Origin of the sequence: Streptomyces sp. NPDC001373, assembly GCF_042895815.1 — a bacterium.
Lineage (GTDB): Bacteria > Actinomycetota > Actinomycetes > Streptomycetales > Streptomycetaceae > Streptomyces.
The window spans coordinates 690,216-715,191 of sequence record NZ_JBIAWQ010000001.1; the positions used below are offsets into that span (position 1 = coordinate 690,216).

Below are 24,976 nucleotides of genomic sequence, written 5' to 3' on the forward strand. Positions count from 1 at the left end.
CGCCTTGGATAGGCGGGCTAGTTCCACCCGTCAAGTGATACCTGAGAGTTGCCGCCCAAGTACTGATGGAAGGCGCTGGCGGTGGTGTCCACGAAGTTCTCGGGGACAGCGTCAGCGTCGACCCAGCGGACCTGGGAGTGCTTGCGGGGTTCGCGGTTTTCGGGTTCGCCGGTCCATTCGTGGGCGGCGAACACGACCGTGAGGAAGCCGTTGGGGGCCTCGACACCCCAGGCGCCGTGGATGATGTGGGCGACCTTGAGAGACTCGGGCTTCACCGTGAGGCCCGTCTCCTCGTAGAGCTCGCGGACCGCCGTCTCCGTGATGGGTTCGCCCGGCTCGCTCTTGCCGACGGGCAGGTCCCACATGCCCTGGGCGAACTTGGCGTTCTCGCTGCGCTGGAGGAGGACGACGCGGTTGGCGGCCTTGTCGTGGACGATGACCGCAGCGACCAGCAGGGTCATCGATTCGAGCGCCGGCTTGAGGGCCTTCGGCTGGTCGTCGGTCTGCTGGGTCACGGTGTTCCCTTCGTCGGGCGGGTTGTTGGGCATGTTAGGCGAGGGCTTCGCGGGCGCGGCGGGCGAGATCTGCGGCGCCGGGGACACGGCGGCGCTGGTAGACCGCGAGGGTGGAGCGGATTGAGGTGATCGCCTTCCGGGTCCGGTCGGAGGTCATGCCCTCCATGAGGACCAGAGCCTGGGTCCAGGCGGCGACGGCCTCGTCGGCGCGGGCCTGAGCGGAGAGGCTGTCGCCGAGGTCGGCGTGGGTCAGGGCGTGGACGCGCTTGTACTTCTCCGGGTCCCAGCGGGTGAGAGCGTCGCGGTGCTGTCGTTCGGTGCCGATGTGGTCGGCGAGGTCGGTCAGGGTGCGGGCGGTGTGGCTGGCCACGGTGCCCGCGGCGGGGCCACTGACGCGGGAGTAGCTGGGCTGGGGGCCGTCGTCCCGGAGAAGGGCGTCCTCGGCAGCGAGCAGGGCGCGCGCGGCCAGGGAGTTCTCGTCGGTGGCGGCGTAGGCGCGGGCGTGGGTGATGTGGAGAAGTGCCTCGGTCTGGCCGTCGACGTGGCCGAGACCTGTGCGGAGGGCGCCTTCGACGAGGTCGACGCAGTGGTGGGGCTGTTTGAGGCTCAGGGCTTGGTGGGCGAGGGCGCGCATCATCCAGGCGGCGTGGCCGTGAGGGTCGGCTTCGCAGGCGAGCTTGTAGCCGACCTGGTAGTAGCGCTGGGCAGCGCCTTCCTGGCCGAGGTCGTGGTGTTTCCACCCTGCGAGGTAGGCGAGTTCGGCGACGGCGCCGAAGGCGGCCCGGCGTAAGGCTTCGCTGGGGAAGCGTCCGCGCAGCATGGGGGCGGCTGTGTCGGCGAGGTACGCCGTGACGGTGGTCAGGCCGTGCCCGCCGCCGAGGCGCTCGTCGGCGGCGCTGAAGGCTGCGGTGATCTGCCGTACGACGTCCACGTCCTCCGCGCCGACCAGGGACGTGCCAGTGCGGGCGCGAAGCATGCGGGCGGTGGCTTCGTGGTCGTAGCCGAGCGGCATGGCGACGCCCGCGGTGGTGAAGGCCGCGATGGCGAGGAAGCGGCGGCGCTCGACGTCGGCGCGGCCCAGGTCGGTGGCGGCGAGGACAGGGTCGGATTCCGCCGGCGCTTCGTCGTCGCTGGCCTGGAGGCCGATCTCGGACTGGGTGACCGTGCGCCCCGCTCGGCGGGACAGCGCCTCGGCCAGGTACTGACCTACCCGGCCCGACGGGGCGCGGGTGCCGTTCACCCAGTGCGAGATGGCCGACTTGTTGGTCTGGAGGATCTCGCCGTTCTCGGCCGCGATGCGCCGCACGTCTCTGGCGAGGGCCTCGCAGGTGCAGTCGACCGCCGCGATGACGTCGCGCAGACGGGAGTCGGGTGCTCTCGGCGCCGCCACGATCGCCTCCACTCCGGAGCTGTAAACCGCGTATACCGCTTCAACTGCCGTCCACCGTACCCACTGAGCGTGACCACCGGTTCACTTATCAGCAGCCGCCCGGAACGGCGCGACCGTGATCCAGGCTCCCCCTTGGTCCGGGCGGCACCCCGAAGTTCCGTACGCCCACACCAGGCTCGGGCATTCCTGTGCCCGAGACCGGCCAATCAGAGACGGAGACACGGTGACCACCATCGACACCACGGCCATCACGGTCGAGCTGCCCGAGGCGTTCGACCCGCGCTGGAGCCGCCTGCCCGGCATCCAGGTCGACGGCCGGCGCATCACCATCGATCCGGCCGAGTACTTCTTCCGCTTCGAGTCCAACACCTGGCTCGTCGCCGACTGGGAGCTGGTCAAGGCCCAGCTCCTGGACGTGGACGAGACGACCGAGAGCGCGGTCGAGCAGCTCGCGCTCGACTTCATCAAGCAGCACAGCGAGTCCACGTCCGACGCCGCCCGCGTCCTGGCCACCGCGTACGAGGTGTACGCGTACCTCTTCCGCGACGAGCACCTGGCCGGCCTCGGTCTGTCGCAGATGACCGCCGACCATCTGCGGATGCTCCGCGAGGCGGCCACGCTCATGGCGCTCAACAAGGTCGAGCTCGACGGGCACATCTCCAACGTCGGCCCGTGCTGGTTCTTCCCCGCCGCCACCTCCGTCGTCTTCGAGTTGGACGACGAGACGGGCGGGATGCTCGACGAGGTCTACCACGGAGGCTGGTTCAACGAGCACCGCCGGATCGAGTCCATCAAGGCCCACGCCGCGCTCGGTGGCCGGCTCGTGCACGGCTGCCAGTCCGTGCCGGACCAGTCCGGCGGCGTGGTCGCGCCCTACGGTGCCAACGTCATCCGCACCGGCCTGGTCACCCCCGTCTGGTGCACCAGCTGGCGGCAGGACGCCACCACCCTCATCGGCCCCCTCCTGGGCCTCCCGGACCTGCCGTACGTCGACCTGCCCCATCCCGAGATCACCACCAGCCACCCCAACGGATACCTGTGGAAACGCGACCACGTCGACACCTGGCTGGGCGACGCCCCCGCTGTGTGGATCGACGACGACTTCACCAGCCTCGACCACGCCTGGGCCACAGAGCGCACGACCCGCGGCGCGGCGACCCTCCTGATCCAACCCGAACCCCACGCGGGGCTCCAGGCTGAACACCTGGCCGAGGCCCGGGCGTGGGCGGGGCGGCTGGTCCCGGGCCTGGCAGAGGGGCAGGCCCCGGGCAGGGGCTTCGGAGCTGCTCCGTTGTCCAGTGGGGAGGCCGACTCAAGCTGGCGCCGCCTCCGCTCCGCCGGCACTGCCGTCCTGAAGCACCGTCGGCATCATCTCCACAAGCACCACCACCTCGGCCACATCCCCGTCAGCGGAACGCCCCACCCACACTGGGTAGGTACCGTCGCCGGTCGTCGCGAAGGCCACCAGCTCGCCGCCGGAAGCTTCGTCCTGAGTACGCAGGAAGTACATGGAGTCAGGGATGTCCTCCCCGACACCCGGCTCCCCGCGAACAAGGTGCCGCTCGAAGAGCCGGTGGAGCGACTCCCAGGCCCCGGCATCGGCGAAGCATCCGGTCGCACCGTCGGTACAGAAGCCGAAGACCTCGTTCTCCCCGAGCAGCCTGGGGTCGTCATCCGGCCCGAGGCCCATCTCCCACGAGGAGGCGGGGGTCTCGCTGATGCGCAGCCGAACTGCCGTGGTGTCCGTGCGGGTGACCCAGCCCTGGCTCCACTCACAGTCGTAGCCGACGCGGACCTGCGCTTCTTCGAGTACGTGCTCCCCCGGCGGGACGGGGACCATGATGGCGGGACCGTCGTCGGATAGGTTGTCCGGTCCGGATATGGCCAGCATGCCGCTCGGCACGCGCAGGGTTCCAATCCGGCGTGGCTCCACCACGGTCATCTCGGGGTGGTAGCCGTCTGTCATACGCGTTCCGGGCCGGAACAGCGCGTCGAGCGGCCCGGGCTGCGCGGGACGAGGTGGTCGCCAGCAGGTGGCAGGGGCTTCGGATGCGTCCGACGCGCCTGCGCCTGAGGCGAGTGCCGCCGCCTGGAGCACCACCGGTCCCGGCAGCCTCCGCCAGAGGGCGGCGACCACCGGCCAGTCTTCGAACCGGGGGCGGACCTGCCAACGGCGTACATCGGCGTCGGGCACCGTGACGAGCTTCCGTCCGCGCTCGCCACGGGGCTCCTGCGCAATCGAGCCCTTGCCGTCCGGGAACAGCTGCATGGCGGAGCGGGGGCACTCGTCGTCGAACTCAGCCATCTCCGGGCCGGTGTACTGCCACTTGCGGGTACGTCGGCTGAGCAGCCGACTCTGATCGTCCAGCAGCCGCAGGTCCAGCTCGTCGGTGCGACGGCCCTGGTCGTCGTAGAGCCATAGGCCCACGTAGTGGTCCCGCCAGGAAACCAGCCGGACCTCCAGCGGAACCTCCCGCCCCGGGATCCGGTACACCACGACGTACGGCAGCCCCACGGCATCCCGCTCCCGCGCTTCCTCGGCGGTCAGGGGCCGCCACGGCGCGCGAGCCTCCAGATCCCACGCCAGCGCGTACGCCACCTCGACGACCGTACCCGGTCCCTGTTCCCCGCCCATACGGCCACCGTCCGCTCTGCCTGACTCTCACGCACACGGTAGACACCGCCGCTGACAACGGCGATGCGGGGCCGGATGCCGGCCTGGCTCAGCGCCATCGCGCTGTCGCCACACGAGGCGTACGCGGACCGGTCCGCCGATGCCCAGCCACAGGTCGACGAAGCGGCGTAGCCGCTCCCCCGCGCGCTGACCGAAGTCAGCACGCTGCGGACTCTGTGCGGACCGCAAAGGCCGCCCAACCCGCTCCGCCGCAGGTCAGACGGCCTTTCGCCGGACGTATTAGACGTTGAAGCGGAACTCGACCACGTCGCCGTCCTGCATGACGTAGTCCTTGCCCTCCATGCGGGCCTTGCCCTTGGCGCGGGCCTCCGCGACCGAGCCGCAGTCGACCAGGTCCGCGAAGGAGATGACCTCGGCCTTGATGAAGCCGCGCTGGAAGTCGGTGTGGATGACACCGGCCGCCTCGGGGGCCGTGGCGCCCTGCTTGATCGTCCAGGCGCGGGTTTCCTTCGGGCCGGCCGTCAGGTAGGTCTGGAGGCCGAGGGTGGCGAAGCCGACGCGGCCGAGGGTGGCCAGGCCCGGCTCGTCCTGGCCGACCGACTGGAGGAGCTCCAGGGCTTCCTCGTCGTCCAGCTCGGCGAGGTCCGCCTCCAGCTTGGCGTTGAGGAAGATGGCCTCCGCCGGGGCGACCAGCGCGGACTGCTCGGCCTTGAAGGCGTCGTCCGTCAGCTCGTCCTCGTCCACGTTGAAGACGTAGAGGAACGGCTTGGTGGTGAGCAGGTGCAGCTCGTGCAGGAGGTCGCCCTGCTCGGTGCCCTTGGTGATGCCCTGGGAGAAGAGGGTGTCGCCGTTCTCCAGGATCTTCTGGGCCTTCTCGGTCGCCGCCAGGACCGCGACCTTGTCCTTCTGGAGGCGGGACTCCTTCGTCAGGCGGGGGATCGCCTTCTCGATGGACTGGAGGTCGGCGAGGATCAGCTCGGTGTTGATCGTCTCGATGTCGTCCTTGGGCGAGACCTTGCCGTCGACGTGGACGACGTTCTCGTCCTTGAAGGCGCGGATGACCTGGCAGATCGCGTCGGACTCGCGGATGTTCGCGAGGAACTTGTTGCCCAGGCCCTCGCCCTCCGAGGCGCCGCGCACGATGCCGGCGATGTCGACGAAGTCGACCGTGGCCGGGAGGATGCGCTGCGAGCCGAAGATCCCGGCCAGGACCGCGAGGCGCTGGTCCGGAACGCCGACGACGCCGATGTTCGGCTCGATGGTGGCGAACGGGTAGTTGGCCGCCAGTACGTCGTTCTTGGTCAGGGCGTTGAACAGGGTCGACTTGCCGACATTCGGCAGGCCGACGATTCCGATCGTGAGCGACACGTTGGCGACTTCCCGTAGCTGAGTGGGGGCGGCGGCCCGGAGTGGGCCGTCGGACAGTTTACTTTCCTATGAGCGCGCACGTGGCTGTACGCGTGTCCGGGCGGGCTGGGCGGGGGGTCGGGCCTAGGTTGGTGGGGTGGAGCGATACAGGACGCGTTCGGTACGTCACCCCCAGGTGCCCGCACAGGCGGCGCGGCGCCCCCGGCCCCCCGTCCCGGCCGCCGCCGCCCGGCGGATGCCGCGGCCGCGGCTGACCGGCCTCGGCGGCGGGCTGTTCGCCTGTGTGGCGATGCTGCTGGTCGCCGGGATCGCCTGGCTGCTGTTCGACTCCTCGCTGTTCGTGTACGGGCTGCTGTTCCTGCCCGTGGCCGCCGCGACCGCCCTGTGGGTGCGCCCGGCGGACCTGATCACCGCGCCGGTGTGCGTGCCGATCGCCTTCGCCGCCGGAGTGTGGCCCGTGTCCGGCGGCTCCGGCGGCTTCGGCGGGGAGCTCATGGGGGTGGTGTCGGCGCTGTCCCTGCACGCCGGATGGCTGTACGCGGGGACGCTGGTCGCGGGCCTGATCGCGCTGGCCCGCCGCGCCGCGCTGAGCGGGCGGCGCCGGGCCGCCGCGGCCCGGCGCGGGAGCAGCAGCGCCGCCTGCTGACGGCCCCTACCGCGTCAGCCCGTCCCGCGCCGCCATCGCCGCTCCCACGATGCCGGCGTTGTTCTGGAGCTTCGCGGGGACGATCTCGGCGCGGACGTTCTCAATGAGGGGGAGGAACTTCTCCGGTTTGCGGCTGACGCCCCCGCCGAGGATGAACAGGTCCGGGGAGAACAGCATCTCCACGTGCGCCAGGTACTTCCCCAGCCGGCGGGCCCAGCGCTCCCAGCTGAGGTCCCCGTCGTCCTTGGCCTTGACCGAGGCCCGGGTCTCGGCGTCGTGGCCCTTGAGCTCCAGGTGGCCCAGTTCGGTGTTCGGCACGAGCCGGCCGTCGCGGAAGAGGGCGCTGCCGATGCCCGTGCCGAGGGTGAGGAGGAGGACCGTGCCCGGCACCCCGCGCCCGGCCCCGTACGTCATCTCCGCCACGCCCGCCGCGTCGGCGTCGTTGAGGACGGTGACCGGGCGGCCCCCGAGCCGTTGGGAGAACAGGGACGCCGCGTCCAGGCCGATCCAGGCCCTGTCGACGTTGGCGGCCGTCCGGGTCACACCGTGGGTGACCACTCCGGGGAAGGTGACGCCGACCGGTCCGTCCCAGGAGAAGTTCCGGACGACCTCGGCAACGCCTCCGGCCACCCCCTCGGGGGTGGCCGGATGTGGTGTCAGTACCTTGTGGCGCTCCTGCGCCGGCTCGCCGCGGTCCAGGTCCACGGGAGCGCCCTTGATCCCCGTACCGCCGATGTCCACTCCGAAGATCTGCATGGACTCACGGTACGAACGCGCCGCCGCGCGGGCTACTCGTCGGAGCCGGCGGCCATCAGTTCGGCCGCCTCGGTGCGCAGGTCGCGGCGCAGCTCCTTGGGCAGCGAGAAGGTGATCGACTCCTCGGCGGTCTTGACGATCTCCACGTCGGCGAAGCCGCGCTCCGCCAGCCACTCCAGGACCTCCTCGACCAGGACCTCGGGCACCGAGGCGCCCGAGGTCAGGCCGACCGTGGTGACGCCCTCCAGCCAGGCCTCGTCGATCTCGGCGGCGAAGTCGACCAGGTGCGCGGCGCGGGCGCCGGCGTCGAGGGCGACCTCGACGAGGCGGATGGAGTTCGAGGAGTTCTTCGAGCCGACGACGACGACCAGGTCGGCCTCGGAGCCCATGGCCTTGACCGCGGCCTGGCGGTTCGAGGTGGCGTAGCAGATGTCGTCGCTGGGCGGGGAGACGAGCAGCGGGAACTTCGTCTTCAGTGCGTCGACCGTCTCCATCGTCTCGTCGACGGAGAGGGTGGTCTGGGAGAGCCAGACGACCTTGGACTCGTCGCGGACCTCGACCTTGGCCACGTCGTCGGGGCCGTCGACGATCGTGATGTGGTCGGGGGCCTCGCCGGAGGTGCCGATGACCTCCTCGTGGCCCTCGTGGCCGATGAGGAGGATGTCGAAGTCCTCGTTGGCGTAGCGGATCGCTTCCTTGTGGACCTTGGTGACCAGCGGGCAGGTCGCGTCGATCGTCGCGAGCCGGCCGCGTGCCGCCTCCTCGTGCACCACGGGCGCCACGCCGTGCGCGGAGAACATCACGATGTTGCCCGGCGGGACCTCCTCCGTCTTCTCGACGAAGATGGCGCCCTTCTTCTGCAGCGTCTGGACGACGTACTTGTTGTGCACGATCTCGTGGCGGACGTAGACCGGGGCGCCGTACTGCTCGAGGGCCTTCTCGACGGCGATCACGGCGCGGTCCACGCCCGCGCAGTAACCGCGCGGGGCGGCGAGCAGGACGCGGCGGGAAGCGGGTGCGGGGGCAGTCATACGCTCCATCGTACGGGGGGCTCCAGGAGGCCGGACGTCCCCCGTCCGGCAGAGACTGGGTCGAACGTCCGTCCCCACAGCCCCCCGGAGGAACGATGGCAGCTGCTGTGGATCCCGGTACGGCCGCGCCCCCGGCGCTGCGCCGGAGCCTGGGCTTCCGGGACCTGGTGGTGTACGGGCTGCTCTTCATCGCGCCGATGGCCCCGGTCGGGGTGTTCGGCACCCTGGACGCGAAGTCGCACGGGGCCGTCGCGCTCGTCTACCTCGCCGCGACGGTCGCGATGGGCCTCACGGCGTTCTCGTACGCGCAGATGGTGCGGGTGGCCCCGCAGGCGGGGTCGGTCTTCACCTACGCCCGCAAGGGGCTGGGCGAGGGGGCGGGGATGGTCGCGGGGTGGATGGCGCTGCTCGACTACCTCCTGATCCCGGCGGTGGCGTACCTGTTCTCGGGGATCGCGATGAACGCGCTGGTGCCGCAGGTCTCGCGGTGGGCGTGGACGGCTCTGGCGGTGGCCGTGACGACCCTGCTGAACCTGTGGGGGGTGCGGGCGGCGGCGCGGGTGGGCTTCGCGGTGCTGGCGATGGAGATCGTGGTGCTGCTGGTCTTCCTGGTGTCGGCGGTGGCGGTGCTGGTGCGGGACGGGGCGCGGCGCGGCTGGCTCTCGCCGCTGGCCGGCGACGGCTCGCTGGACTTCTCGACGGCGGCCGTGCTGGGGGCGGTGTCGGTGGCGGTGCTGTCGTACCTGGGGTTCGACGCCGTCGTCTCCTTCGCGGAGGAGGTGACGGGGGGCGGTGCGCGGGTGGCCCGGGCGGTGCTGTTCTGTCTGGCTCTGACCGGGGTGCTGTTCGTCGCGCAGACCTATCTGGCGGCGCTGCTGGCCCCGTTCTCGGCGGCGGAGCTTGCGGCGGACCCGGCGCTGCAGGGCCCGGCCTTCTACACGGCGGTGGAGGCCTCGGTCGGGGGCTGGCTGCACGACCTGGTGGCGGTGAGCAAGGCGGTGGGGGCGGCGTTCGCCGCGCTGGCCGGGCAGGCGGCGGCCGGGCGGCTGCTGTTCGCGATGGCCCGGGAGCGGCGGCTGCCGGGGGTGCTCGCCCGTACCTGGGGAGGTACGCCGAGGGCGGCGCTGCTGGTGGCGGCCGGGGTGACGCTGGTGGCGGCGGTGTGGGCGGCGCGACGCGACGACGGGCTCGACCACCTGGTCTCGGTGGTGGACGTCGGGGCGCTGGTGGCGTTCACCCTGCTGCACGCCTCGGTGGTGGGCTGGTTCGTGGTGCGGCGGGCGGAGGGCGAGCCGCGCTGGGGCAGGCACCTGGTGGTTCCGGTGCTGGGTGCGGCGGTGACGGTCGCGGTGATCGTGGAGGCCTCTCCGGCGGCGCAGGCCGTGGGGGCGGTGTGGCTGGCGGTGGGGCTGGGGGTGCTGTTCTTCCAGCGGGGGCGCGCGGGCTCCGACACCCTGCCCGGTGCCTGAGACGCTGTCAGCGTCGGCGGATAGCCTGCCTGCATGGGTCTGAATACGTCGGCGGAGGCGCCGCTGCCGGTCGGTCAGGTGTCCCGGCTCATCGGGGGCTGGATCGACCGGCTGGGCCAGGTGTGGGTGGAGGGGCAGATCACGCAGCTGTCCCGGCGGCCGGGGGCGGGGGTGGTGTTCCTGACGCTGCGCGACCCGTCGCACGACATCTCGGTCAGCGTCACCTGCTTCCGGCAGGTCTTCGACGAGGTCGCGGACGTGGTCGCGGAGGGTGCGCGGGTCGTCGTCCTGGCGAAGCCGGAGTGGTACGCCCCGCGCGGTCAGCTGTCCCTGCGGGTCACGGAGATACGGCCCGTCGGCATCGGGGAGCTGCTGGCGCGCCTGGAGCGGCTCAAGCGGTCGCTGGCCTCGGAGGGGCTGTTCGCGCTGGAGCGCAAGAAGCCGCTGCCGTTCCTGCCGCAGCTGGTCGGGCTGGTGGTGGGGCGGGCCTCGGCGGCCGAGCGGGACGTGCTGGAGAACGCGCGGCGGCGCTGGCCGGCGGTGCGCTTCGAGGTGCGCAACGTGGCCGTGCAGGGGGTGCACGCGGTGCCGCAGGTGGTGCGGGCGGTCAAGGAGCTGGACGCCCTGGACGAGGTCGACGTGATCATCGTGGCGCGGGGCGGGGGCAGTGTGGAGGACCTGCTGCCGTTCTCCGACGAGGAGGTCGTGCGGACGGTCGCGGCGGCCCGTACGCCGGTGGTCTCGGCGATCGGGCACGAGCCGGACTCCCCGCTGCTGGACCTGGTGGCGGACCTGCGGGCCTCGACGCCGACGGACGCGGCGAAGAAGGTCGTCCCGGACGTCGGCGAGGAGCTGGAGCGGGTGCGCCAGCTCCAGGGGCGGGGGCTGCGGGCGCTGCGGGGGCTGCTGGAGCGGGAGGAGCGGGGACTGGCGCACGCGCTCGCGCGGCCGGTGTTCGTGCATCCGCAGCGGATGGTGGAGACCCGGGAGGAGGAGCTGGAGGCCCTGCTGGCCCGCAGCCGGCGCACGCTGGGGCACCTGCTGGACCGGGCGGAGTCGGAGCTGGAGCACACGCGCGCGCGGGTGGTGGCGCTGTCGCCGGCGGCCACGATGGAGCGCGGGTACGCGGTGCTCCAGCGGGCGGACGGGCACGTGGTGCGGGCGCCCGGGGAGGTGGCGCCGGGCGAGGAGCTGCGCGCGCGGGTGGCGGAGGGCGAGTTCACGGTGACCGTGCTGGAGGCCCGCTCGGGAATCGGTACAGAGCGGACGGACGGCCACGTTCCGGCAACGAAATCGCTGTAACACACATCTACGATGGGACACGGGAATGTCTGAGACCGATACCGCGCTGGGCTACGAACAGGCCCGCGACGAACTCGTCGAGGTCGTCCGCAGGCTGGAGGCCGGCGGCACCTCGCTGGAGGAGTCGCTCGCGCTCTGGGAGCGCGGCGAGGAGCTGGCGCAGGTCTGCCGCCACTGGCTGGAGGGCGCCCGCGCCCGGCTGGACTCGGCGCTGGCCGCCCGGGAGGCGGCGGACGCGGCCGGCGGGGACGGCCGGGAGGAGTGATCCGGATCACCGGCACCGGCAAGTAGTTGAAATTTCATCTATTTCTGCCTAAGGTCGGGGTACCGCTTCACCTCCGTACAGAAGAAGGCTTACCGATGTCTCTCGTGCTCGACGCCGCTGCTCAGGACCTGCTGTTCCGCGAGGCCCGCACCGCCAACTCGTTCTCCGACGAGCCGGTGACCGACGAGCAGGTCCAGGCCATCTACGACCTGGTGAAGTACGGCCCGACCGCCTTCAACGCGACCCCGCTGCGCGTGACCCTGGTCCGCTCGGCCGAGGCCCGTGAGCGCCTGGTGAACCTGATGTCGGACGGCAACAAGGCCAAGACCGCCGCCGCCCCGCTGGTCGCGATCCTCTCCGCGGACAACGAGTTCCACGAGGAGTTCGACACCCTCCTGCCGCACTACCCGCAGGTCAAGGGCTTCTTCACCGAGCGTCCGAACCGCGAGCGCTTCGCCGGCATGAACGCCGCGCTGCAGGCCGCCTACTTCATCGTGGGCGTGCGGGCCGCCGGCCTGGCCGCCGGCCCGATGACCGGTGCCGACTTCGAGGGCATCAACAAGGAGTTCCTCGACGGCGACCACTCCGCCCTGATGGTCGTCAACATCGGCAAGCCGGGCGAGGACGCCTTCCACCCCCGCTCGCCGCGCCTGTCCTACGACGAGGTCGTCACCACCGTCTGAGCCCCGGCCCGACGGAAACGCGCGGAAGGCCGCCCTCCCCGGTTCCCCCGGGGAGGGCGGCCTTCTCGCGTCGTCCGGCACGGCCGGGCGGGGGCCCGCAGGCCCCGCCGCACGGGGGCCCGCAGGCCCCGCCGCACGGAGGGCCGGCCGAACCCGCCGCACGGAAGGCCGGCCGACCCCGACGGCCTACTGGCCCTGCTTGAACTCCAGCGCCGCCGCCATCGCGCCCAGCCGCTCGAAGGAGGCCGTTCCGGTGACCACCGTGACGTAGCCCTGCTCCTGGCGCACCAGCGCGTCGTACTTCTCGCCGTCCCAGCGCTCCCACGCCCGGTCGCCGACCTGCTGGGTCTGCCCGGTGGGCGCGGCCTTCTGGGTGAGCTGGTCCAGGTTCTTCTTCGAGGCGTCCGTGGACTGCTCGACCGCCACGTACTGCTGCTCCGGGTCCAGGAAACCCAGGTGCCAGGCGTTGGCGTTCTTGCGCTCGAACGTCACCGACGTCGCCCGCCACTGCTCCGGGAGGCCCACGGGGGCCGCCACCGGGTACGGGGCCGCGCGCCGGGCCGTGAGGGTCTCCACCCGGTAGTCGACCGTGCGCGTCGGGTCGGCTTTGTCGTCGTGCGGGATGAAGATGTAGATCCCCGCCACCACGACACCGATCACCGCCAGCGACCGGACCATGTCCCAGACCGTCTGCTTGCCTTTCATACCTGCCACCCCACCATCGTCCCGCATGACCGACGGCGATCACCGCCGGGGTCGGCGTGGCGGGCCGGGGCGGGCGGCCGGCGAGGGGCGCGACGCGTCCGCTCAGCCGGACGGGCTGACCGATAATCCGCTCATACGTGACCCGCTCTGCTCAATATGTCGACGAACCGATAGAGTTTCAGCACCCTCACACTCCCGGCCGTCGTCGTACAGAAAGGTGCGCTCCGATGACCGAGCACAACCTGCCGCCCCAGCTCGAAGTAGCCCCCGACTCGCCTGACCGCAACCTCGCCCTCGAACTCGTACGGGTCACCGAGGCTGCGGCACTCGCCGCGGGCCGGTGGGTCGGCCGTGGCGACAAGATCGGCGCCGACGGCGCCGCGGTCAACGCGATGCGGACCCTGATCTCCACCGTCTCGATGAACGGCGTCGTCGTCATCGGCGAGGGGGAGAAGGACGAAGCCCCGATGCTCTTCAACGGCGAGCACGTCGGTGACGGCACCGGCGCCGAGGTCGACATCGCCGTGGACCCGATCGACGGGACCACCCTGAACGCCAAGGGCATGCCGAACGCCATCGCCGTCCTGGCGGCCGCCGACCGCGGCACGATGTTCGACCCGTCCGCCGTCTTCTACATGGACAAGCTCGTCACCGGCCCCGAGGCCGCCGACTTCGTCGACATCAACGCCCCGGTCTCGGTCAACATCCGCCGGGTCGCCAAGGCCAAGAGCATCGCCCCCGAGGACGTCACGGTCGTCATCCTGGACCGCCCCCGCCACGAGGGCATCGTCAAGGAGATCCGCGAGACCGGCGCCCGGATCAAGTTCATCTCCGACGGCGACGTCGCCGGCTCGGTCATGGCGGTGCGCGAGGGCACCGGCGTGGACCTGCTCATGGGCATCGGCGGCACCCCCGAGGGCATCATCTCGGCCTGCGCCATAAAGTGCCTCGGCGGCACCATCCAGGGCAAGCTCTGGCCCAAGGACGAGGCCGAGCGCCAGAAGGCCATCGACGCGGGCCACGACCTCGACCGCGTCCTGACCACCAACGACCTGGTCTCCGGCGAGAACGTCTTCTTCGTCGCGACCGGCATCACGGACGGCGAGCTGCTGCGCGGCGTCCACTACCGCTCGGAGACCGCGACCACGTCCTCGCTGGTCATGCGCTCGAAGTCGGGCACGATCCGGCAGATCGACTCCACGCACCGCCTGTCGAAGCTGCGCGCCTACAGCGGCATCTCCCTGGGCCGCGCCCAGTAGCGGGACCCGCGGCCGGTGACGGCACGCCCGAAGGGCGGCCCCTGTGCGGGGGGCCGCCCCTCAGTCGTCTCCGGTACGGGCAGGCCCGGTACGGGTCAGCCCGCCGCGGCGACCGGCCCGGGCGCGCCGGGCAGCAGCTCGGCGGCGCGGCGCCTCCTGCGGCCCAGCACCACCCGCCGCTCGGCGGCGGTCAGACCGCCCCAGACGCCGTACGGCTCGGGCTGGAGCAGGGCGTGCTCCCGGCAGGCGACCATCACGGGACAGCGGGCGCAGACCCGCTTGGCGGCCTCCTCGCGGGCCAGCCGGGCCGCGGTCGGCTCCTTGGACGGCGCGAAGAAGAGCCCCGCCTCGTCCCTGCGGCACACCGCCTCCGCGTGCCAGGGCCCGTCCTCCTCTTCCCTCGCCGGCACCCGCGGCCTCGGCACGGCGACCGGGCGCGTCTGAAGACTCTGGAGGGCTGCCTGCAGGGACTGATGCGGCGGATGCGGCACGGTCTACTCCTGACGACGTGTACGCGAGCGAGAGACGATGCACCTGTCCCTACCCGCTGCGCGTGCCCGTATGCACCGGGCGCGGCGCGCCCGCCGAGGATCGTCCGAAACCGAACCACTTGCGGGCGGGCCCGGCGGACGGCTCAGCGAAGCCGCTTGCGCAGCTTCTCCGCGAGGTCGACCAGGCGGGCGCCGAGCTTGGCGCGGGCCTCGATGTTGCCGAGCAGGGCGAAGCCGCGGACGATCACGACCGGCGCCTGGGGGTCGGCGGTCGCGCCCTCGCCGCGCACCTCGAAGTTGCCGAGGACCCCGCTGCCGTAGCCGCGCAGGGTGACGTTCTCCGGGACCAGGATCTCGACGTTGCCGAGGACCGAGACCACGTTGAACTCGGTGACCTGCTGCTCGAAGACGGCCTCGGTGAGGTCGATGGTGATGTCGCCCATGACGGAGACGGCGCGGGTGTGCGCGCCGGGGCGCCAGCGGCCCTTGCGGGCGGAGCTGCTGCACACGGCCACCACCGACTCGACCGGCCCGGCGCCCGGCACGGCGGGGACCGGGGCGGCGGACCGGTGCGCGGCGGCAGCGGCGGCTCCGGCCGGCAGGTCCTGCACGAGCACCTCCAGCTCCCCCACCGTCTTGACCGCGTAGAGGGTGTCCAGGCGCTCGGAGTGCTCCTCGGCGGTCAGCCGGCCCTCCGCGAGGGCGTCGGAGAGGATCTGCGCGATCCGGTCCCGGTCGGCGTCGGAGGCGCGCAGCCCGCCGACGGCCGGGGCGGCGGGCGTCCCGGGAGCGGGCGCGGGGGCAGGGGCGGCGGGGTGCTTTTCCAGGTCCACGCCGGCCAGCATAGCGAGACACGATAGATCGCGATACTGGCCGGTGAGCCCTACCTCACAGACGAGGCCGCACCGGGAGGTTCTACGCTGGATAGCCGCGCTGCCAAATCGGGCGTCAGCGCTGTCTGCCGAGTGAGGATTGGCCACCATGCCGGAGTTCGCGTACACCGACCTGCTGCCCTTGGGCGAGGACACCACCCCCTACCGGCTGGTGACCTCCGAGGGCGTCTCGACCTTCGAGGCCGACGGGCGTACGTTCCTCAAGGTCGAGCCGGAGGCGCTGCGCAAGCTCGCCGAGGAGGCCATCCACGACATCCAGCACTTCCTGCGCCCCGCGCACCTGGCCCAGCTGCGCCGCATCATCGACGACCCGGAGGCGAGCGCGAACGACAAGTTCGTCGCCCTCGACCTGCTCAAGAACGCCAACATCGCGGCGGCCGGCGTGCTGCCGATGTGCCAGGACACGGGCACGGCGATCGTGATGGGCAAGCGCGGCCAGAACGTCCTCACCGAGGGCGGCGACGAGGCGGCCCTCTCCCGCGGCATCTACGACGCCTACACCCGGCTGAACCTGCGCTACTCGCAGATGGCCCCCCTGACCATGTGGGAGGAGAAGAACACCGGCTCGAACCTGCCCGCGCAGATCGAGCTCTACGCGACCGACGGCGGCGCGTACAAGTTCCTCTTCATGGCCAAGGGCGGCGGCTCGGCCAACAAGTCCTTCCTCTACCAGGAGACCAAGGCGGTCCTCAACGAGGCCTCCATGATGAAGTTCCTGGAGGAGAAGATCCGTTCGCTCGGCACGGCCGCCTGCCCGCCGTACCACCTGGCGATCGTCGTCGGCGGCACCTCCGCCGAGCACGCGCTCAAGACCGCCAAGTACGCCTCCGCCCACTACCTGGACGAGCTCCCCCGCGAGGGCTCCGCGCTGGGCCACGGCTTCCGCGACGAGGCCCTGGAGCAGCAGGTCTTCGAGCTGACCCAGAAGATCGGCATCGGCGCCCAGTTCGGCGGCAAGTACTTCTGCCACGACGTCCGCGTGGTGCGCCTGCCCCGCCACGGCGCCTCCCTCCCGGTCGCCATCGCGGTGTCCTGCTCCGCCGACCGCCAGGCCGTCGCGAAGATCACCGCCGAGGGCGTCTTCCTGGAGCAGCTGGAGACCGACCCGGCGCGCTTCCTGCCGGAGACCACGGACGAGCACCTGGACGAGACGGCCGACGTGGTCCGCATCGACCTGAACCAGCCGATGGACGACATCCTGGCGACGCTCACCAAGCACCCGGTCAAGACCCGCCTCAGCCTGACCGGACCCCTGGTCGTGGCCCGCGACATCGCGCACGCCAAGATCAAGGAGCGGCTGGACGCGGGCGAGGGCATGCCGCAGTACCTCAAGGACCACCCGGTGTACTACGCCGGCCCGGCCAAGACCCCCGAGGGCTACGCCTCCGGCTCCTTCGGCCCGACCACGGCCGGCCGCATGGACTCCTACGTCGAGCAGTTCCAGGCGGCGGGCGGCTCCAAGGTCATGCTGGCCAAGGGCAACCGCTCGCAGCAGGTGACCGACGCGTGCGGCGCGCACGGCGGCTTCTACCTGGGCTCCATCGGCGGCCCGGCGGCCCGCCTGGCGCAGGACTGCATCAAGAAGGTCGAGGTCCTGGAGTACGAGGAGCTCGGCATGGAGGCGGTCTGGAAGATCGAGGTCGAGGACTTCCCGGCGTTCATCGTCGTCGACGACAAGGGCAACGACTTCTTCACCTCGCGTGAACCCGAGCAGCCGACGTTCACCACCATCCCGGTGCGCGGCCCCGGCCTGGCGTAGCGGCCCGCTTGCGGGTCCCCTGACCCGCGCCGAACGTTCACGCGCCCACAGAGCCCCTGGCAGCCGTCAGGGGCTCTGTCGCTGCCTGCCACACCGAGGGGGCAGTACCCGCCCGCCTCACACCGGTTTCCCGTAACGGAAACTGGAAGCCCTTGCGCCTGAGGCCAGTTGGTCGCCAGCATCGTCCGTGAGTAGACGCTGAAGGCCAAGAAGGGACCCCCGTGAAGGTCACCAAGCTTGTGAGTACCTGCGACCTCAAGGACTGCCCGACCATCTACGCCACGGACCGGGGCACCCTGCTGGTGCAGGGCGAGACCCCGACCGACCATGGTCTGGAAATTCCTGCACACGAAACCGTGGTCGAGATCCCGGAACAGCTGATCTTCGATCTCATCCGGAAGGGCCTTCGTGGCGCCTAAGAATCTTGGCGAGCTGTTCGACGCCTTCCAGCTGGAGGCGTTCCGCCTGGAGACCCTGGACGACTACGGCAAGTCAGGGAGCACGGATACCTATAGGGCGTTCCTTGCTGGCGAAGCCCAGCCACCCGATTACAACGAAACCTGGGTCTCGGAGCTGCGATCGCACACTGGCAAGGGCAAGCGCATCTACCGCGTGCACATCCTCTCCCGCCCCCTCACTCCGTATCTGCGGTTCGAACTCGGATGGGGTTACAGGAAGAACATGACGGGCGGTGAAGAGTTCTTCATTCTTGACACCACCGACCGCCACAACCCCCTTGAAGGCGTTCCGGATTTCTGGCTGATGGACGGCCTGACAGCCGGAGTAATGAACTACTCGGACGACGGGGCGTTCCTCGGGGCCGAAATTCTCCCCGAGGAGCGTGCAGGGGAGTTCCGCGCGTATCGCGACACGGCCATGGATCACGCCGCACCGTTCTCCGAATGGTGGGCGAAGCACGGCGCGTGAACAGAGGACAGCTGGGGGCCGCACTGCGGGCGCTACGGCTAGCATCCGGCAAGGAGGCAAAGGCCGTAGCCCGCAGTGCCGTCATGTCTGCAAGCAAGCTGAGCAAGATCGAGACTGCGAAGGTTGCTCCGTCCGTAGGGGATGTTGAGCGCATCCTCACAGCTATCGGCGTCTCAGATGAAGTCAAGGAAGAGTATCTAGAGGCCGTCAGGGCAGCAGCGACAGAGGCTACAGCGTGGCGACTCGTCCGCCGCATGGGAGTACACAAGGCCCAGCAGCAGACAAGGGCCCTTGAAGCCCAAATGGCATTACTGAGACTCTTCCAGCCGGCTTTGGTCCCCGGGCTGCTTCAAACGCCGGAATACATCAGGGCCATTCTGTCCCGTCATGACCTCGGCGAGGACGTGCTCACCAAGACCATCAGCGCCCGCCTCGAACGCCAACAGGCGCTCTACGACTCATCCAAGGAACTCCACTTCGTCATTACAGAACCCGTCCTCCGTTGGCGGATCGTGACGGCTTCCAGGATGGCGGAGCAGATCGATCGGATCGTTTCCCTCTCGCGCCTACCACACATAGACATTCGAATCGTCCCGTTGTCCGTGCGGCAGCATGACATACCCAATCACGCATTCGTTATCCGGGACGACCGAACCGTCACCGTCGAGACCACACACGCCGAAATAGTGGTTACAGACCCGAGAGACGTGGCCCTCTACGTCCGCAAGTTCGAGGGATTTTCCGCCACAGCAGTTTCCGGCGACGAGGCGCGCATGATGCTTGAGAGCCTTCGGGAAGAGTTCTTGCGCGAACAGGAAACCGGCTAGAGCCTGGTCCAGCACCCCGACACCATTGGTTGTCGGTTCCCGAAATGGCGAGGGGTGCGAAATGGCAACCATGACGGACACGTTCGAGTACGCGACGTTCACCGGCAAGCGCGAGACATGCCCGTCGTGCAGCATGCCCATCCCCCTTCACCACATCGCCCGGCGGGGAATGCTCGGCCAGAAGGACGGGCCGCCGAGGGTGGCCTACTGGCACACCCGGTGCGTGAACCCGGACGGGACGCGGCGGTGACGCGCTCAGTCCTCCGGTACGTCGAGCACCGGATCATCAGGGACCCCGAGACCGCTCCCACGGTACTGGCGAGTTGCCTCCATGAGGGCTGCGGCTGGGCGGCCGTGCCCGGGCCGGACGTGGCCGAGGTCGACCGGCAGTGCATGGCCCACACGGGCCTGAACGCCGGTCACGGCCGCTTTCTTCGAGGGTTCGAGGACATCGCCCTGGTCCACCGGGTCGACAGCCCCGAAAGGTGATCGGCTCATGGGAGATGAGAAGGCACACATGAGCCCCCCGCCTCGCTGCCACTTCACGCCCCAAGAGCGGGCGGAACTGGAAGGCGGATTTGCCCGCATCCTGGCGGCCAGGGAAGCGCGGGAATGGGCGGCGGCTTTGAAGGAAGCCTTTCACACGCTCGTTCAGGCGACGGTGGAGGCCGCACAGCAGGAAGCCAGAACCAATGACCAATAGGGACGAGCCGGCACAGCCTTCGTACTCCTCGTACGAACGGGCAGCGATCCGAGCTGTCGAGGACGCAGACGAAGCCTGCGTCACCTTCGCCAAGATTCCGGAGCCAGCTGCTCCCCGCGGCCCTGGCGGTACGGCGGCACGAAGCCGCCGCTGCCCCCGCACCGCGGCGCCTGCGGAGCCGGCGGTCGAGGCGGCGGTCGAACCGGCGGCGGTCCAGCCCGCGGCGGTCGAGGCGCCGACGCCCGAGCCGCCGACGCCCGAGCCGGAGGCGGTCCAGCCGGAGGCGCCCGAGGGGACGCCTCCGGGCCGGGGCGCCCCCGGTTCGGACCTGTGGGCGCTCGGCGCGGGGCCGTTGGATGGCCGTCTGCGGCGCCCCGCGCCCGGGGCGGGGCGGGGCCCGCAGCCCCCGCCGCCGGAAGCCGGGCCGCGGGGGCCGGGCGTCGGGCTCGGGGGCTGAGGCCTGCCCCGGCCGCCCCGTGCCCCCTGGTGGTGAGGGCCCCTCCCCCGTGCGGGGGAGGGGGCCTCGCGCATGTCGGTCCGGCGGTAGACGTCCTGGTCGGGGGGGGGCGGCGAGGCTGTTCACGTCAGCGGGACAGCCTCTTCGAAACCGGATTCCACGATGAAGAACCGTACGCGCGCCCTCGCCCTGGCCGGCTCTGCCGCCCTCGTCGCCACCCTGGTCGGGGCCGCCCCGGCCCCGGCCGCGCCCGCCGCGCCCAAGGTCGCCTCGGTGCACGGCGGCGGCACGGTCTCCTACCCGTACGTGCCGAAGGAGCACGACATCCGCATCACCGTCGACGCGGAGCAGGTCCCCTGGAGCCGGCCGTTCCAGGGCGAGGGCGGGGATCAGGGCATGCCGGTCGACGCGCGCGGCACGGTGACGGTGTACCACGCCATGCCCGACCAGAACTTCACCGCTGTCGCCGAGGCGCGGGTGGACTGCCTGGTCACCGGAGGGAAGACGGCGGTGGTCACGGCGGTGGTGACCTCCTCGAACGTCGGCTGGGAGGGCAAGCGGATCGGGATCAGCGTCCAGGACGGGGAGCGCGGCGCCCCGGACCGGGTCGGCTTCTCCTGGGGCATCGCCAACGTGGACGTGAAGCCCGACGGGACGGCGGAGGCGCCCCGCGTGGGCACCTGCATGGCCCCGGCCCCCTTCGCGGAGGTGGTCAAGGGCGGCTTCAAGGTCACCTCGGCGCCCCTGGCCCCGCGCCCCGCGAAGCCGTGACGGCGTCCTGGGCGTGACCGGCCCCGCGCCGGGTTAACGTCGGGGTCACAGGCCCGCACCCGGCCGTTCACCCCGGTTCGCAAGGATTCCCGCATGGCAGCGACGACCCCCGCCCCCTCCCCCGAGACCACCCGCGCGATCCGCGTGGTCGCGCACCGGGGGGCCTCCCACGAGCACCCCGAGCACACCATCGAGGCCTACCGGCAGGCCGTCGCCGACGGGGCCGACGCCCTGGAGTGCGACGTCCGGCTCAGCGCCGACGGGCGGCTGGTGTGCGTGCACGACCGGACGGTGGAGCGGACCTCCGACGGGCGCGGGGTGGTCTCGGAGCTGACGTACGAGCAGCTGGCCGCGCTCGACTTCGGCGGCTGGAAGGGGGAGGCGCACCGGGGTGCGCGGGTGCTGCTCTTCGAGGACCTGCTGAAGGAGGCCCTGGCGGCGGACCGGCCGGTCGGGCTGGCCGTGGAGACCAAGCACCCCACCCGGGCCGGGGGCCGGCTGGAGGCCGAGCTCGTGCGGGTGCTGAGGGAGCACGGGCTCGTGGACGGGTCCGACGGCCGTGTCGAGGTGATGAGCTTCTCCCGCACCGCGCTGACCCGGCTGCACCGGCTGGCGCCCGGGCTGCCCGCCGTCCACCTGATCGAGCGGCGGCTGCGCGCCCCGCGGCCGCCCTTCGCGGGGCATGCCGGTCCGGGGATCGACCTGGTGCGCAAGGACCCGGGGCTGGTGGGGCGGCTGAAGGCCAAGGGGCTGCGGGTGCGGGTGTGGACCGTGGACGAGCCCGCGGACGTGGAGCTGTGCGTCCGGCTCGGGGTGGAGACGATCATCACCAACCGGCCCCGCGAGGTGCGCGAGCAGCTCGAAGCGCTCTGAGCGGGGCTCCAGGACACCGGGTACACGGGGCGCGGGGCCTGCCGGGCGCCACGGACGCGTGTGCGGGCCGTGCGGTTGCGGACCGGCGAACACCCGGCCGGGAAGTCCGGCCGGGTGTGGGGGTTCTGGTGGTGCGGGGCCCCGGCTACGCGAAGCGCTGGTTGGCCGAGCCGTTGCAGGTCTGCAGGCGCAGCTGCTCGTGGGCGGCGGCGACGGTCAGGCACATGCCGGGGGCGGCGGCGGGGTGCAGGGTGGCTCCGTCGCGGACGAACTGCTGGTTGGCGCCGCCATGGCAGTTCCAGAGGATCAGGCCGGTGCCGGCCCCGTAGTCGGCGCCGGTGACGTCGAGGCAGCGGTCCTGGCTGAGTTCGACGTGCACGGACTTGTTCGCGGCGTCGTACCACCAGCCCTGGTTGCGTCCGCCGTGGCAGTCCCAGCCGACCACTTTGGTGTTGTTGGCGCTGGAGCCGCCGAAGGAGTCGAGGCAGTTGCCGGTGGCCTCGTTCTTCAGGGGCTTGTAGAGATCGTCCCAGGCTCCGGCCTGGAGGACGGGGGTGCCGGTGCTCGCGGGGTCGGCGCAGGAGGCCTCGCGCAGCCCGGAGTCGTAGAGCTGGGTGAGGCAGGACGCGAAGGCGCCGTGGCCGCGGTAGTTGGGGTGGAAGGACTGGCGGGCGGTGTTCTCGTCCCAGGGGAAGTGGTCCCCGAGGTCGAGGTAGAGGCCGCGGGCCCAGGTGTCCTCCATGCAGACCTCGTGGCCGTGGAAGAGCCGCGAGTTGTCCAGGTAGGTGGCGCCGGCGGCGAGGGCGGCGGCGCGCATGCCCTTCTCGAAGGCGGGGACGGCGTGGTTGCGGCCCCAGGCGGCGTCGGAGTCGTAGCCGGCGCAGCCTCCGGGGAGCTTGCCGGGGAAGTTCGGGTTGTCGTTGAAGTCGGGGCCGATGGGGCTGGGGTAGCCCATCACGACGAGCTTGTAGTCGGAGTCGGCGTAGCCGGCGTCGCGCATGACCGTCTTGAGGTCGCCGATCGTGGCCTCGACCTTGGGGCGCAGTCCGTCGACGCGGGCCTGCCAGCCGGGCCCGTACTTGGGTTCGCAGGTGCCCTGGCTGAGTACCCAGCGGGTGACGCAGTCGGTCATGACGGGGCCGAACTGGAGGTCGTCGTTGGCGCCGGCGACCAGCAGCACCATCTTGATCTTCGTGTTGCGGGCCTTGACGGCCAGGTTGTCGCTCTGCACCAGCTCGTCGGCGTACTGCTTGCTGCCGCCGATGCGGATGTTGCCGGTGTAGCCGCCGGAGCAGGCGACGTTGAAGGTCAGGTCGGCCGGGATGCCGGTGCGGTGGATCGCGGAGTCCGGCGAGCGGTGGCACTGGTTGGTGGGGGTGTTGGTGGCGGGATCGTAGTTTCCGACGCCCTCGCCCGAGATCTCGCTGTCGCCGAGGGAGATGAGCCCGGTCTTGCGCTCGGCGAGGGGGCGGATCGCCGGGTCCCCGTAGATCTTGGTGGCCTCGGCGGCGCGGATGGCTTCGAGTTCCGGTGAGAGGGGTGTGATCGAGCCGGATGCGGCGGGTGCCGCTTCGGCCACGGGGGTGATGGCGGAGACGCCCCCGAGGACGGCCGCGATCGCCGCGACCGCGGCGAATGTACATCTGAGCCTGGGTTTCGCATGTGAACGAGCCATGTACTGCCTCCCCGATAGCGGTGTTACCCCCGGTATTTACTGGCCGGTAGGGGAGATGGGAACAGTCCGAACAAGACAATTGCTCAACTTTCTGAGGAGGATGTGAAGATGACCGACGATCAGCAGTCAGCGGCGTTCCGGACCGAGCGCGACTCCATGGGCGAGGTACGGGTGCCCGCGCACGCCAGATGGCGCGCCCAGACCCAGCGCGCCATGGAGAACTTCCCGCTCTCCGGGCAGCGCCTCGAACGCGCCCACATCGAGGCCCTGGCCCGGATCAAGGCGGCCGCCGCCCTGGTCAACGCGGAGCTCGGGGTGCTGGACGAGGAGACCTCGGACGCCATCCGGTCGGCCGCGGCGGAGGTCGCCGAGGGCCGCTGGGACGAGCACTTCCCCGTCGACGTGTTCCAGACCGGCTCCGGGACCTCGTCCAACATGAACACCAACGAGGTGATCGCCACCCTGGCCACCGAGCGGCTCGGGCGCGAGGTCCACCCCAACGACCACGTCAACGCCTCGCAGAGCTCCAACGACGTCTTCCCCTCGTCCATCCACATCGCCGCCACCGCCGCCGTCGCCCACGACCTGGTCCCGGCCCTGCGCCATCTGGAGCTGGCCCTGGAGCGCAAGGCCGCCGCGTTCGCGGAGGTGGTCAAGTCCGGGCGCACGCACCTGATGGACGCCACCCCGGTCACCCTGGGCCAGGAGTTCGGCGGGTACGCCGCCCAGATCCGCTACGGGATCGAGCGCCTGCACGCCTCCCTGCCGAGGCTGGCCGAACTGCCGCTGGGCGGTACCGCCGTCGGGACCGGCATCAACACCCCGCCCGGGTTCTCCGCGGCCGTGATCGCCGAGGTGGCGCGGGCCACCGGGCTGCCGCTGACCGAGGCCCGGGACCACTTCGAGGCCCAGGGTGCCCGGGACGCGCTGGTGGAGACGTCGGGGATGCTCCGCACGATCGCCGTCTCGCTCACCAAGATCTGCAACGATCTGCGCTGGATGGCCTCCGGACCGCGCACCGGATTGGCCGAAATCAATCTGCCGGACCTCCAGCCGGGGTCCTCGATCATGCCCGGGAAGGTCAATCCGGTCGTCCCCGAAGCCCTCCTGATGATCGCCGCGCAGGTGACCGGCAACGACACGGCGGTCGCCGTGGCGGGCGCGGCCGGCAACTTCGAGCTCAACGTGATGCTCCCGGTGATGGCCCGCAACCTCCTGGAGTCGATCCGCCTGCTGGCCAACGGGAGCCGCCTGCTGGCCGACCGCACCGTGGACGGGATCACCGCCAACGCCGAGCGGGCCAGGGAGTACGCCGAGTCCTCGCCCTCCGTGGTGACCCCGCTGAACCGCTACATCGGCTACGAGGAGGCCGCCAAGGTCGCCAAGCGCTCGCTCGCCGAGCGCAAGACGATCCGGGAGGTCGTCCTGGAGTCCGGCTACGTCGACCGGGGCGCGCTGACGCTCCAGCAGCTGGACGAGGCGCTGGACGTCCTGCGGATGACCCGCCCCTGACCCGCCGCCGACCCTCCCCCGCAGGGGCCGAATCCGGTCGTTCGCATCCCCCGGCCCCCTCCGT

26 protein-coding genes and 2 pseudogenes are annotated in these 24,976 nt (G+C 71.1%); 18 read left to right on the forward strand and 10 right to left on the reverse strand.

Translation table 11 applies throughout. The annotated features are described in order from the left end of the window. Positions 1–17: 17 nt before the first annotated feature. Together ACFY15_RS03310 and ACFY15_RS03315 are read right to left on the reverse strand one after the other, a co-directional pair. Positions 18–548 (reverse strand): NUDIX domain-containing protein, encoded by a 531-nt coding sequence (locus tag ACFY15_RS03310; RefSeq protein ID WP_390685157.1) that lies wholly within the window; start codon positions 546–548, stop codon positions 18–20. A gap of 1 nt (position 549) precedes the next feature. After that, on the reverse strand, positions 550–1,905 hold the full coding sequence (locus ACFY15_RS03315; protein ID WP_390824915.1) for a tetratricopeptide repeat protein: 1,356 nt from the start codon (positions 1,903–1,905) through the stop codon (positions 550–552). Between the two features lie 223 nt (positions 1,906–2,128). Here ACFY15_RS03315 and ACFY15_RS03320 point away from each other — a divergent pair. Then, positions 2,129–2,794: pseudogene (locus ACFY15_RS03320) on the forward strand (hypothetical protein); the annotation flags it as partial. Next, positions 2,789–3,142, forward strand: a pseudogene (locus ACFY15_RS03325) (hypothetical protein); the annotation flags it as partial. The pseudogenes ACFY15_RS03320 and ACFY15_RS03325, both read left to right, overlap by 6 nt. Before the next feature lie 75 nt (positions 3,143–3,217). On the opposite strand, the gene ACFY15_RS03330 reads toward ACFY15_RS03325, so the two are convergent. Together ACFY15_RS03330 and ychF are read right to left on the reverse strand one after the other, a co-directional pair. Beyond that, the gene (locus ACFY15_RS03330; RefSeq protein ID WP_390825040.1) at positions 3,218–4,540 is read right to left on the reverse strand and encodes a DUF4241 domain-containing protein; all 1,323 of its coding nucleotides are present in this window, start codon (positions 4,538–4,540) and stop codon (positions 3,218–3,220) included. Positions 4,541–4,819: 279 nt separating this feature from the next. Next, on the reverse strand, positions 4,820–5,908 hold the full coding sequence (ychF, locus tag ACFY15_RS03335; protein WP_390685156.1) for a redox-regulated ATPase YchF: 1,089 nt from the start codon (positions 5,906–5,908) through the stop codon (positions 4,820–4,822). Between the two features lie 136 nt (positions 5,909–6,044). On the opposite strand from ychF, the gene ACFY15_RS03340 reads away from it, so the two are divergent. After that, positions 6,045–6,554, forward strand: coding sequence for a DUF6542 domain-containing protein (locus ACFY15_RS03340; RefSeq protein WP_390685155.1), 510 nt, complete (start codon positions 6,045–6,047; stop codon positions 6,552–6,554). 6 nt (positions 6,555–6,560) lie between these two features. Here the strand turns inward: ACFY15_RS03340 and ppgK are convergent, their stop codons facing one another. After that, positions 6,561–7,310: a polyphosphate--glucose phosphotransferase gene (gene ppgK / locus ACFY15_RS03345; RefSeq protein ID WP_390685154.1), complete on the reverse strand. Its 750-nt coding sequence runs from the start codon at positions 7,308–7,310 to the stop codon at positions 6,561–6,563. 32 nt (positions 7,311–7,342) lie between these two features. Next, positions 7,343–8,350 (reverse strand): 4-hydroxy-3-methylbut-2-enyl diphosphate reductase, encoded by a 1,008-nt coding sequence (locus ACFY15_RS03350; RefSeq protein ID WP_390685153.1) that lies wholly within the window; start codon positions 8,348–8,350, stop codon positions 7,343–7,345. 86 nt (positions 8,351–8,436) lie between these two features. On the opposite strand from ACFY15_RS03350, the gene ACFY15_RS03355 reads away from it, so the two are divergent. The 4 genes from ACFY15_RS03355 (at position 8,437) to ACFY15_RS03370 (ending at position 12,060) form a co-directional block, all read left to right on the forward strand. After that, positions 8,437–9,810, forward strand: coding sequence for an APC family permease (locus ACFY15_RS03355; protein ID WP_390824916.1), 1,374 nt, complete (start codon positions 8,437–8,439; stop codon positions 9,808–9,810). Between the two features lie 33 nt (positions 9,811–9,843). Then, complete coding sequence (gene xseA, locus ACFY15_RS03360) at positions 9,844–11,112, forward strand: exodeoxyribonuclease VII large subunit (protein WP_390685151.1); 1,269 nt, start codon at positions 9,844–9,846, stop codon at positions 11,110–11,112. Positions 11,113–11,137: 25 nt separating this feature from the next. Then, positions 11,138–11,377, forward strand: a complete 240-nt coding sequence (locus tag ACFY15_RS03365) for an exodeoxyribonuclease VII small subunit (RefSeq protein WP_366454538.1) — start codon at positions 11,138–11,140, stop codon at positions 11,375–11,377. A 95-nt stretch (positions 11,378–11,472) separates the two neighbouring features. Further along, positions 11,473–12,060, forward strand: a complete 588-nt coding sequence (locus tag ACFY15_RS03370) for a malonic semialdehyde reductase (protein ID WP_390685150.1) — start codon at positions 11,473–11,475, stop codon at positions 12,058–12,060. A gap of 186 nt (positions 12,061–12,246) precedes the next feature. Here ACFY15_RS03370 and ACFY15_RS03375 read toward each other — a convergent pair whose 3' ends face one another. Beyond that, positions 12,247–12,765 (reverse strand): DUF4245 domain-containing protein, encoded by a 519-nt coding sequence (locus ACFY15_RS03375; RefSeq protein WP_390685496.1) that lies wholly within the window; start codon positions 12,763–12,765, stop codon positions 12,247–12,249. Between the two features lie 227 nt (positions 12,766–12,992). On the opposite strand from ACFY15_RS03375, the gene glpX reads away from it, so the two are divergent. Beyond that, positions 12,993–14,024, forward strand: a complete 1,032-nt coding sequence (gene glpX / locus ACFY15_RS03380; protein WP_079429574.1) for a class II fructose-bisphosphatase — start codon at positions 12,993–12,995, stop codon at positions 14,022–14,024. Between the two features lie 95 nt (positions 14,025–14,119). Here glpX and ACFY15_RS03385 read toward each other — a convergent pair whose 3' ends face one another. Then, entirely contained in the window at positions 14,120–14,515 is a 396-nt protein-coding gene (locus tag ACFY15_RS03385; protein WP_390685149.1) for a WhiB family transcriptional regulator, read from the reverse strand. Between the two features lie 143 nt (positions 14,516–14,658). Then, entirely contained in the window at positions 14,659–15,348 is a 690-nt protein-coding gene (locus ACFY15_RS03390) for a DUF1707 domain-containing protein (protein ID WP_390685148.1), read from the reverse strand. Positions 15,349–15,496: 148 nt separating this feature from the next. Here ACFY15_RS03390 and ACFY15_RS03395 point away from each other — a divergent pair, with 148 nt between their 5' ends. The 9 genes from ACFY15_RS03395 to ACFY15_RS03435 all read left to right on the forward strand — a co-directional run bounded on the left by ACFY15_RS03395 (position 15,497) and on the right by ACFY15_RS03435 (position 21,725). Beyond that, positions 15,497–17,167 (forward strand): fumarate hydratase, encoded by a 1,671-nt coding sequence (locus ACFY15_RS03395; RefSeq protein WP_390824917.1) that lies wholly within the window; start codon positions 15,497–15,499, stop codon positions 17,165–17,167. A gap of 221 nt (positions 17,168–17,388) precedes the next feature. Beyond that, on the forward strand, positions 17,389–17,586 hold the full coding sequence (locus tag ACFY15_RS03400) for a hypothetical protein (RefSeq protein WP_042816229.1): 198 nt from the start codon (positions 17,389–17,391) through the stop codon (positions 17,584–17,586). Next, on the forward strand, positions 17,576–18,094 hold the full coding sequence (locus ACFY15_RS03405) for a DUF6879 family protein (protein ID WP_390824918.1): 519 nt from the start codon (positions 17,576–17,578) through the stop codon (positions 18,092–18,094). Before ACFY15_RS03400 ends, ACFY15_RS03405 begins: the two co-directional genes overlap by 11 nt. Further along, entirely contained in the window at positions 18,091–18,921 is an 831-nt protein-coding gene (locus tag ACFY15_RS03410) for a helix-turn-helix domain-containing protein (protein WP_390824919.1), read from the forward strand. Before ACFY15_RS03405 ends, ACFY15_RS03410 begins: the two co-directional genes overlap by 4 nt. A 61-nt stretch (positions 18,922–18,982) precedes the next feature. Then, positions 18,983–19,171: a hypothetical protein gene (locus tag ACFY15_RS03415; RefSeq protein ID WP_390824920.1), complete on the forward strand. Its 189-nt coding sequence runs from the start codon at positions 18,983–18,985 to the stop codon at positions 19,169–19,171. Further along, positions 19,168–19,410: a hypothetical protein gene (locus ACFY15_RS03420; protein WP_390824921.1), complete on the forward strand. Its 243-nt coding sequence runs from the start codon at positions 19,168–19,170 to the stop codon at positions 19,408–19,410. Before ACFY15_RS03415 ends, ACFY15_RS03420 begins: the two co-directional genes overlap by 4 nt. Positions 19,411–19,417: 7 nt before the next feature. Next, a complete protein-coding gene (locus tag ACFY15_RS03425; protein WP_390824922.1) occupies positions 19,418–19,624 on the forward strand; it encodes a hypothetical protein in 207 nt (68 codons plus the stop codon). A 619-nt stretch (positions 19,625–20,243) separates the two neighbouring features. Beyond that, entirely contained in the window at positions 20,244–20,852 is a 609-nt protein-coding gene (locus tag ACFY15_RS03430) for a hypothetical protein (RefSeq protein WP_390824923.1), read from the forward strand. 93 nt (positions 20,853–20,945) lie between these two features. Further along, on the forward strand, positions 20,946–21,725 hold the full coding sequence (locus tag ACFY15_RS03435; protein WP_390824924.1) for a glycerophosphodiester phosphodiesterase: 780 nt from the start codon (positions 20,946–20,948) through the stop codon (positions 21,723–21,725). Between the two features lie 145 nt (positions 21,726–21,870). Here the strand turns inward: ACFY15_RS03435 and ACFY15_RS03440 are convergent, their stop codons facing one another. Next, positions 21,871–23,400 carry a ricin-type beta-trefoil lectin domain protein gene (locus ACFY15_RS03440; protein ID WP_390824925.1) on the reverse strand — a complete coding sequence of 510 codons (1,530 nt, stop codon included), beginning with the start codon at positions 23,398–23,400 and terminating at the stop codon, positions 21,871–21,873. A 108-nt stretch (positions 23,401–23,508) separates the two neighbouring features. Here ACFY15_RS03440 and ACFY15_RS03445 point away from each other — a divergent pair, with 108 nt between their 5' ends. After that, entirely contained in the window at positions 23,509–24,912 is a 1,404-nt protein-coding gene (locus ACFY15_RS03445) for a class II fumarate hydratase (RefSeq protein ID WP_390685144.1), read from the forward strand. The last annotated feature ends 64 nt before the right edge of the window (positions 24,913–24,976 follow it).

Excerpts from the sequence above, each read along its gene's own strand:
- ACFY15_RS03370 (WP_390685150.1), top strand. The coding sequence starts at position 11,473 with ATGTCTCTCGTGCTCGACGCCGCTGCTCAGGACCTGCTGTTCCGCGAG.
- ppgK (WP_390685154.1), bottom strand. The coding sequence starts at position 7,310 with ATGCAGATCTTCGGAGTGGACATCGGCGGTACGGGGATCAAGGGCGCT.
- xseA (WP_390685151.1), top strand. The coding sequence starts at position 9,844 with ATGGGTCTGAATACGTCGGCGGAGGCGCCGCTGCCGGTCGGTCAGGTG.
- ACFY15_RS03350 (WP_390685153.1), bottom strand. The coding sequence starts at position 8,350 with ATGGAGCGTATGACTGCCCCCGCACCCGCTTCCCGCCGCGTCCTGCTC.
- ACFY15_RS03435 (WP_390824924.1), top strand. The coding sequence starts at position 20,946 with ATGGCAGCGACGACCCCCGCCCCCTCCCCCGAGACCACCCGCGCGATC.
- ACFY15_RS03310 (WP_390685157.1), bottom strand. The coding sequence starts at position 548 with ATGCCCAACAACCCGCCCGACGAAGGGAACACCGTGACCCAGCAGACC.
- ACFY15_RS03425 (WP_390824922.1), top strand. The coding sequence starts at position 19,418 with ATGGGAGATGAGAAGGCACACATGAGCCCCCCGCCTCGCTGCCACTTC.
- ACFY15_RS03440 (WP_390824925.1), bottom strand. The coding sequence starts at position 23,400 with ATGGCTCGTTCACATGCGAAACCCAGGCTCAGATGTACATTCGCCGCG.
- ACFY15_RS03375 (WP_390685496.1), bottom strand. The coding sequence starts at position 12,765 with ATGAAAGGCAAGCAGACGGTCTGGGACATGGTCCGGTCGCTGGCGGTG.
- ACFY15_RS03330 (WP_390825040.1), bottom strand. The coding sequence starts at position 4,540 with ATGGGCGGGGAACAGGGACCGGGTACGGTCGTCGAGGTGGCGTACGCG.
- ACFY15_RS03445 (WP_390685144.1), top strand. The coding sequence starts at position 23,509 with ATGACCGACGATCAGCAGTCAGCGGCGTTCCGGACCGAGCGCGACTCC.
- ACFY15_RS03395 (WP_390824917.1), top strand. The coding sequence starts at position 15,497 with ATGCCGGAGTTCGCGTACACCGACCTGCTGCCCTTGGGCGAGGACACC.
- ACFY15_RS03415 (WP_390824920.1), top strand. The coding sequence starts at position 18,983 with ATGGCAACCATGACGGACACGTTCGAGTACGCGACGTTCACCGGCAAG.
- glpX (WP_079429574.1), top strand. The coding sequence starts at position 12,993 with ATGACCGAGCACAACCTGCCGCCCCAGCTCGAAGTAGCCCCCGACTCG.
- ACFY15_RS03365 (WP_366454538.1), top strand. The coding sequence starts at position 11,138 with ATGTCTGAGACCGATACCGCGCTGGGCTACGAACAGGCCCGCGACGAA.
- ACFY15_RS03430 (WP_390824923.1), top strand. The coding sequence starts at position 20,244 with ATGAAGAACCGTACGCGCGCCCTCGCCCTGGCCGGCTCTGCCGCCCTC.
- ACFY15_RS03355 (WP_390824916.1), top strand. The coding sequence starts at position 8,437 with ATGGCAGCTGCTGTGGATCCCGGTACGGCCGCGCCCCCGGCGCTGCGC.